Source organism: Pseudoclavibacter sp. VKM Ac-2867 (genome assembly GCF_015351275.1).
Lineage (GTDB): Bacteria > Actinomycetota > Actinomycetes > Actinomycetales > Microbacteriaceae > Pseudoclavibacter.
Map to the genome: position 1 here is coordinate 121,898 of NZ_JADKSL010000012.1, position 7,314 is coordinate 129,211.

Consider the following 7,314-nt stretch of genomic DNA (forward strand, 5'->3'; position numbering starts at 1 on the left):
GCCGGAGCTCCCGGCGTCGGGCGTGCACGCCGCAGCGGAGAGCGCTCCAAGACTCGTTTCCATCCCTGGCGGGCAAGGCGATACACAGGCTTTCACGGCCGTCGTGCCCGCTGGGATGGACTCGGAAGCTCGAGAGCGGCTCACCGCGGAGGCGCAGGAGACGCTCGTGCGGGCCCTTGCCCGCAGCGACAGGTCCACGGAGGAGGCGCGACGCCTCCTCCGGGCTTGGCGTGGTGAAGATCCCAAGGGCGCGCATGCTCCGGAGGACGGCACCGAAGAAGCGGCCGAGTTCGAAGAGTCCCTTCGCCTCGACGACGACGAGATCGAGCAGGTCATCGGACGGTGCACGGAACTCGGCTACCTCGACGACCTGCGGCTGGCCGAGCTGCTTGTCCACAAGGCGCGAGACAAGAAGCACTCCGGCATCCAGGGAGTCGAGCGTGCGCTCCGAGAGCGCTTCATCTCGGCCGAGGCCATGGCGGACGCGCTCGCCGAGGTCGACCGTGACGACGAGCTCGAACGGGCTCGCGACCTCGCCGCCGACCGGCTTCGACGTGTCAAGGGCCTGGAGCCCGACGTCGCGATCCGGCGCATCGCCGGTTTCCTGTCTCGACGTGGCTATTCCGCTGGTGTTGCCTTCAACGCGGCACGCGACGTCGTGCAGGGCGGACCGAGGTCAGGCAGGTCTTCGAGCGGTTCAGCCGGCGTGTTCTTCGGCGCCACGCCCGTCGAGTAGCGCCAGCGCCACTCGCTGGCCCTCGGCGTCGCGCGTCACCTCGAGGCGGACAAGTGCCTCCTCGAGGGCTCGGCGGGCGGCAGCCGGGGCGCCGGCACGGTCATGCGCTTCCGCGAGCACAAACCCGACTCGGCCAGCGGCACGCAGATCACGTTCCGCCTCGAGCGCAGAGATCGCCGCCATAGCTTGAGCCGTCGCCCCTGCCGGGTCTCCGTCACGCAACGAGGCGCGCGCTCGCCGCACCAGAACGATCGCCGCCTCCTGCTCGTGCTCGGCAACCGGCGCAAGATGCACTGCAGCGATCTGCAGGCCAGCATCGAACCCGGCGAAAACCGCGGCACCCGACGGAAACGAGACGGACGACAGCGCCAGGAGCACCTCACTCCGACCAGCGAACGCCACAGCAACCGCCGCTTCCGAGCTCGCGGCTGCGGCTGGGGCCACAACCTCGTCGACCCAGCGATCCCACGCGAAGTCGCTCTGCCGGTACTGGTCGCGCAGCCCCGCGTCGCACACGATCAGCAGACCGTGACGGGGCTCGACCACCGGCACCTCGCCCTGTAGCTCTCCAGGCAGCGAATGCCAGTACGCCTCCTCGCGAGGAGCATCGCGCCAGCGCTCGGGCTCGTCGTTCGTCGAGATCGTGAGTGCCTCCACTCGGGAGGCCCCAGACGCATCCGACACCACCGTCGTCGTCGCAGCCAGCGGGCCTCCGCTCGTCCGGAGGACCAGTCCATCGACACCGTTCTCGCCGCCAGCGGGACCTACGTACAGAGCCCCGCTCGGGGCCGAGATCGCAGCGACCCGCGCACCATGAGCCTCCACGGGGCCGGCATCGGTCTGCAGCAGACCTCGCTGAAGAGCAAGAGAAGTCGCCGGCGTGACGCCGTCATCTGAGGTCATGGCTCGCATCCCGCCAGCGTAGCGGTGGGAATGGCCAGGCGTGAAGCGAACGTAGAATTGACGGATCATGAGCGAGACAGCCACATCCATCGCGTCATCCCCGGCAGCACTCAAGCCAGACGGTACTCCGAGGAGCTACGAGGTGCGCACACTGGGCTGCCAGATGAACGTTCACGACTCCGAGCGCATGTCCGGATCCCTCCGTGCGGCAGGCTACGTCGAAGCCGACGGCGCCGACCCGGACATCGTCGTGATCAACACCTGTGCAGTTCGAGAGAACGCCGACAACCGCCTCTACGGCAACCTCGGCCAGCTCGCCGCGATCAAGCGCGAGCACGAGGGCATGCAGATCGCCGTCGGCGGATGTCTCGCGCAGAAGGACCGCGGGACGATCCTCGAGAAGGCCCCATGGGTCGACGTCGTGTTCGGCACGCACAACATGGGTGCGCTCCCGAGCCTCCTCGAGCGAGCCCGGCACAACGAGGAAGCACAGCTCGAGATCCTCGAATCCCTCGACGTGTTCCCCTCCACACTTCCCACGAAGCGTGACTCGACCTACTCAGGGTGGGTCTCGATCTCCGTCGGCTGCAACAACACCTGCACGTTCTGCATCGTCCCATCTCTCCGGGGCAAGGAGAAGGACCGCAGGCCAGGCGACGTCCTGAACGAGATCCAGGCGCTCGTCGACGACGGCGCCGTCGAAGTCACCCTCCTCGGGCAGAACGTCAACTCGTACGGAGTCGAATTCGGCGACCGGCAGGCGTTCAGCAAGCTCCTCCGCGCCGCTGGCAACATCGATGGGCTCGAGCGTGTGCGCTTCACCAGCCCGCACCCGGCGGCATTCACGCAGGACGTCATCGACGCCATGGCCGAGACGCCCAACGTGATGCCCCAGCTGCACATGCCGTTGCAATCGGGCTCCGACCGCATCTTGAAGGCCATGAGGCGCTCCTATCGGAGCGCCAAGTTCCTCGGCATCCTCGACAGCGTCCGCGAGCAGATGCCTCACGCAGCGATAACGACGGACATCATCGTCGGCTTCCCCGGCGAGACCGAGGAGGACTTCGCCGAGACGATGCGAGTCGTCGAGGCGTCCAGGTTCGCGAGCGCCTTCACCTTCCAGTACTCGATCCGGCCAGGAACACCGGCCGCGACGATGCCCGAGCAGGTGCCGAAGGCCGTCGTGCAGGAGCGCTACGAGCGACTCATGAAGCTGCAGGACCGCATCAGCCGGGAAGAGAACGAGAAGCTGATCGGCAGCGTCCAGCGCATCCTGGTCAGCGCAGCAGAAGGCAAGAAGGACGACGAGACGCACCGCATGTCGGGACGCTCGGAGGACAACCGTCTCGTGCACTTCTCCCTCCCGGACGGCTCAGAACGTCCACGACCCGGTGATGTCGTCACCACCGAGATCACGGGAGCGGCGTCGTTCCACCTCGTCGCAGATGCCACGTCGAGCCGCCTCGACGTCCGTCGCACGAGGGCGGGGGACGCCTGGGACCGCTCGCTTGCCGAGAGCTGCGCAGTCCCCGCGCCGGCTGGGGCAGCCCCTCGCGTCTCGCTCGGACTCCCGACGATCCGGCGCGCCTGAGCGTGTTCATCGCCATCGGGGGAGCGACCGGCACGGGGAAATCGCAGCTGTCGCTGGACATCGCCGCTCGCCTGCGCGCGTCAGGGCGCGGAGCTCAGGTCATCAACGCCGACGCCATGCAGCTCTATCGGGGCATGGACGTCGGAACCGCCAAGCTCGCCCCAGAAGACCGTGAGGGGGTGCCGCATCACCTGCTCGACGTGCTCGATGTCACGGAAGACGCGAGTGTCGCCTGGTATCAAGAGCGGGCTCGAGGGCTGATCGAGGAGATCGAGGCCGAGGGAGATGTGCCCATCCTCGTCGGGGGCTCTGGGCTCTACGTCGCGGCCGTGTGCTTCGACCTCCGCTTTCCAGGGACCGACCCTGCCGTGCGAGCCGAACTCGAGGCGGAGCTGCAGCTCGAAGGTCCCGGTCCGCTCTTCGCGCGGCTCCGTGCGCTCGACCCCCAGGCCGCGGCCACCATCGACGCGCGCAACGGACGGCGCCTGGTGCGGGCGCTCGAGGTGATCGAGGTCACGGGGGAGCCGTTCAGTGCTCAGCTGCCGGACCAGGAAGCCAGGTGGCGGGACGTGACGTTCGCCGTCGTCGAAGAGCACCGGGAGGTGCTCACCCCCAGGCTCGACGCCCGCGTCGAGCGCATGTGGGAGTCGGGGCTGCTGGAGGAGACGCAAGCACTTGCCGAGGCCGGGCTGGAACATGGCGGCACCGCCAAACGCGCGATCGGGTACCAGCAGGCACTCGCGGAGCTCCGGGGTGAGATGAGCCGTGCCGACGCGATCGCGGAGGCGCAGCTCCTGACGCGGAAGTACGCCAGGCGCCAGGTCTCCTGGTTCCGACGCTACGAGAGCGCGGTCCGCGCCCAGAGCGGTGAGGGGTTTGCAGCGCAGCGCATCCTCCAGGCTGCCGGACTCTGATCGGGCGTCACGGCGCACGCGGGGATCGAGAGTTCCGTAGCATTGGACCCATGACACAACTCGCGTTCACCAAGGCGCAGGCCACCGGCAACGACTTCGTCCTCGTCTCCGACCCGGACGGCGAGCTGGACCTCGGGCCTCAGCGCGTGGCGCGGCTGTGCGATCGCAATTTCGGTGTCGGCGCAGACGGCCTCATCCGGGCGGTCCGCTCGCGGAATCTCGCGGAAGGCCGCGAACTGCAGGCAGCCCACCCTCTGGCCGAGTGGTTCATGGACTACCGCAACGGCGACGGATCGATCGCAGAGATGTGCGGCAACGGGGTGCGCGCGTTCGCGCGCTTCCTCACGGAAGCCGGGCTGGTGACCCTTGAGGCGGGTGAGCGCCTGGAGATCGGCACGCGTGCCGGTCTGCGGGTCGTCGAGCGAGACGGCACGGGCTTCAAGGTCGACATGGGGCCATGGCGCCTCGAAGGTGGCGAGCCGCTCGTCACCGTCCCGCACATCGGCGTCTCACGCCCGGGTCTCGGGATCGACGTCGGCAACCCGCACGTCGTCGTCGCGCTCTCGAGCGAGGAGGAACTCGACCGGCTCGAGCTCTTCCACGCACCGCTCATCGATCCAGCCCCTGAGCTGGGAGCCAACGTCGAGTTCGTCGTGCCCCACGACCAGCTGGTGCAGGACGGCGTCGGGCACATCCGGATGCGCGTGCACGAGCGGGGCGTCGGCGAGACCCTCTCCTGCGGCACCGGGGCCGTCGCATCAGCACTGGCGGTTCGCTACTGGGCTGGCGCTGGCGCGCCGGATGCCTGGTCGGTCGGTGTGCCGGGTGGCGTGCTGCAGGTGACGGTCGCAACGCTCGAGGGCGTCGAGCACGTCTTCCTGTCGGGGCCGGCCGAGATCGCCTTCACGGGCAGCGTCGAGGACGAGCTCGCTAGCGAACTCGCCTCACCCGCAGCACTCTGAAACCCGCGTCCGTCGAGTGCCGCTCGACGAACAGCTCGGGCCCGAACTGCGCCGCGATCCAGGACTGCAGCGAGTCGCCGCCGAGCTTTTTGGCGACGACGAGCCACGCCTCTCCTTCGGCGCTGAGGCGCGGCAGCCACGCGGAGAGCAGCTCGTGCAGGGCGTCCTTGCCGATTCGGATGGGCGGGTTCGACCAGATGAGGTCGAAGGTCGTGTCCTCGGGGACATCCTCGGGGCGCGTCGGCGTGATGTTCTCGAGTCCGAGCGCCTGCGCATTCTCACCGGTGAGCAGCAGCGCCCGTTCGTTGACGTCGACGGCCCGCACGTCCAATTCGGGCGACTCGAGTGCGAGGGCGAGGGCGATCGGTCCCCAGCCGCACCCGAGGTCCAGGGCCGTTCCGGTCGAGGGAGGCGGGGGCGCTGCGTGCAGGAGGGCCTGGGTGCCGCGGTCCACGTGCTCAGGGCTGAAGGTGCCGCCTGCCGTGATGACAGTCACCGTTCGGCCCCGGAGGTTGGCGACGACGCGTCGCCGTTCCAGAGGCCCGTCAGGGGTTGCTGAGAAGTAATGCTGAGCGGTCACCCCTAGACGCTAGCACCGGCGTAGAATAGTACGAATATGCGAGATTCTGAGACTCCTCCAGGCGAAAGCAACGACGCGATCGACCGAATCCTCCGAGCCGCGAAGGAACCGGGCGCCACGATGACCCTGTTCTCCTCCGGTAGAGCGCAGGCGCTGCAGGACGGCGCCAGCACGAGCTACGACGGCGAGGCCGACGGCGACCAGCTCGAACGCGAAGCCAGGCAGTCGCTGCGACGAGTCGAGAGCCTGCGAACGGAACTCGAGGACGTCACCGAGGTCGAGTACCGCAAGGTGCGCCTCGAGCGTGTCGTGCTCGTGGGCGTCTACCGCAGGAACTCCCTCGAGGAGGCCGAGAACTCGATGCAGGAGCTGGCCGCACTCGCAGAGACCGCGGGAGCCGTCGTCCTCGACGGCGTGCTGCAGCGTCGACCGAACCCCGACCCCGCCACGTACCTCGGCCGAGGCAAGGTCGCTGAGCTCAAGGAGATCGTCGCGGCGCTCGAAGCCGACACGGTGGTCGCCGACACCGAGCTCGCGCCCAGCCAGCGTCGCGCGCTCGAAGACGAGATCAAGGTGAAGGTCATCGACCGCACCGCGGTGATCCTCGACATCTTCTCCCAGCACGCCAAGAGCCGCGAGGGCAAGGCGCAGGTTGAGCTGGCGCAGATGGAGTACATGCTCCCGCGTCTCCGCGGCTGGGGTGAGTCGATGTCTCGGCAGGCCGGTGGTCAGGTCGGCTCTGGCGGCGCCGGCATGGGGTCAAGAGGCCCTGGAGAGACCAAGATCGAGCTCGACCGTCGGCGCATCCGCACGAAGATGGCCAAGCTTCGCCACCAGATCGCCGACATGAAGGATTCGCGTGACGTCAAGCGCGCGACCCGACAGCGCAACCAGGTTCCGGCGGTCGCGATCGTGGGGTACACGAACGCCGGCAAGTCGAGCCTCCTCAATCGCATCACGCATGCGGGCGTCCTGGTCGAGAACGTCCTCTTCGCCACCCTCGACGCGACGGTGCGCAAGGCAGCGACCGAGGACGGCCGTCCCTACACGATCGCCGACACGGTGGGCTTCGTGCGCAACCTGCCCCACCAGCTGGTCGAAGCCTTCCGCTCGACGCTCGAGGAGCTGCAGGCAGCCGATGTCATCGTGCATGCCGTCGACGCCTCGCACCCGGATCCCGCCGCGCAGCTTGCCACGGTGCGAGACGTCATCGGCGAAGTCGAAGCCCACGATGTTCCCGAGATCGTGGTCTTCACGAAGGCCGACCTGGTCGACAGCGATCGACGCCTCGAGCTCCAGGGGCTCGCCTCCGACGGCATCTTCGTCTCCGCGCACACGGGTGAGGGCATCGACCTGCTGCTCGGGCGCATCGCCGAGCTCCTGCCCACTCCCGAGGTGACCATCGACGTTCTCGTTCCCTTCGAGCGCGGCGATCTCGTCTCGTACCTGCACGAACGAGGCGCCGTGCTCGAGCTCGAGCATGTGGAGAGCGGCACGCGGCTCAAGGCCCGGGTCCACCCCGACCAGCTCGGACTGTTCGAGGCGTTCGCGGTCGCTGGCTGACACACACCCTTCAGCCTCCTGAGGGACACAGATACAGAAGAGCGGCGAGCCCATCGGGCTCGCCG

General features: G+C 68.3%; 7 protein-coding genes. 5 read left to right on the forward strand and 2 right to left on the reverse strand.

The features are described from left to right. Positions 1-103 precede the first annotated feature (103 nt). Positions 104-736, forward strand: a complete 633-nt coding sequence (locus ITJ67_RS12985) for a regulatory protein RecX (RefSeq protein WP_194677936.1) — start codon at positions 104-106, stop codon at positions 734-736. Here the strand turns inward: ITJ67_RS12985 and ITJ67_RS12990 are convergent. Then, positions 698-1,639 carry a hypothetical protein gene (locus ITJ67_RS12990; RefSeq protein ID WP_160070503.1) on the reverse strand — a complete coding sequence of 314 codons (942 nt, stop codon included), beginning with the start codon at positions 1,637-1,639 and terminating at the stop codon, positions 698-700. The two genes, ITJ67_RS12985 and ITJ67_RS12990, sit on opposite strands and share 39 nt — an antisense overlap. Positions 1,640-1,706: 67 nt before the next feature. On the opposite strand from ITJ67_RS12990, the gene miaB reads away from it, so the two are divergent. The 3 genes from miaB to dapF are packed head-to-tail and all read left to right on the forward strand — an operon-like array spanning position 1,707 to position 5,106. Further along, positions 1,707-3,230, forward strand: coding sequence for a tRNA (N6-isopentenyl adenosine(37)-C2)-methylthiotransferase MiaB (gene miaB / locus ITJ67_RS12995; protein WP_160070502.1), 1,524 nt, complete (start codon positions 1,707-1,709; stop codon positions 3,228-3,230). Beyond that, positions 3,227-4,144: a tRNA (adenosine(37)-N6)-dimethylallyltransferase MiaA gene (gene miaA / locus ITJ67_RS13000; RefSeq protein ID WP_160071508.1), complete on the forward strand. Its 918-nt coding sequence runs from the start codon at positions 3,227-3,229 to the stop codon at positions 4,142-4,144. The genes miaB and miaA overlap by 4 nt, the downstream gene beginning before the upstream one ends. Positions 4,145-4,194: 50 nt before the next feature. Further along, positions 4,195-5,106, forward strand: coding sequence for a diaminopimelate epimerase (gene dapF, locus ITJ67_RS13005; RefSeq protein ID WP_160070501.1), 912 nt, complete (start codon positions 4,195-4,197; stop codon positions 5,104-5,106). On the opposite strand, the gene ITJ67_RS13010 is transcribed toward dapF, so the two are convergent. Continuing rightward, positions 5,075-5,686, reverse strand: a complete 612-nt coding sequence (locus ITJ67_RS13010; RefSeq protein ID WP_194677937.1) for a class I SAM-dependent methyltransferase — start codon at positions 5,684-5,686, stop codon at positions 5,075-5,077. The two genes, dapF and ITJ67_RS13010, sit on opposite strands and share 32 nt — an antisense overlap. 36 nt (positions 5,687-5,722) lie before the next feature. On the opposite strand from ITJ67_RS13010, the gene hflX reads away from it, so the two are divergent. After that, positions 5,723-7,249: a GTPase HflX gene (gene hflX, locus ITJ67_RS13015; protein ID WP_160070499.1), complete on the forward strand. Its 1,527-nt coding sequence runs from the start codon at positions 5,723-5,725 to the stop codon at positions 7,247-7,249. The last annotated feature ends 65 nt before the right edge of the window (positions 7,250-7,314 follow it).

What these genes read in the sequence shown, in the direction of transcription:
- ITJ67_RS12990 (WP_160070503.1), bottom strand. Translation starts at nt 1,639, where the DNA reads ATGACCTCAGATGACGGCGTCACGCCGGCGACTTCTCTTGCTCTTCAG.
- miaB (WP_160070502.1), top strand. Translation starts at nt 1,707, where the DNA reads ATGAGCGAGACAGCCACATCCATCGCGTCATCCCCGGCAGCACTCAAG.
- dapF (WP_160070501.1), top strand. Translation starts at nt 4,195, where the DNA reads ATGACACAACTCGCGTTCACCAAGGCGCAGGCCACCGGCAACGACTTC.
- hflX (WP_160070499.1), top strand. Translation starts at nt 5,723, where the DNA reads ATGCGAGATTCTGAGACTCCTCCAGGCGAAAGCAACGACGCGATCGAC.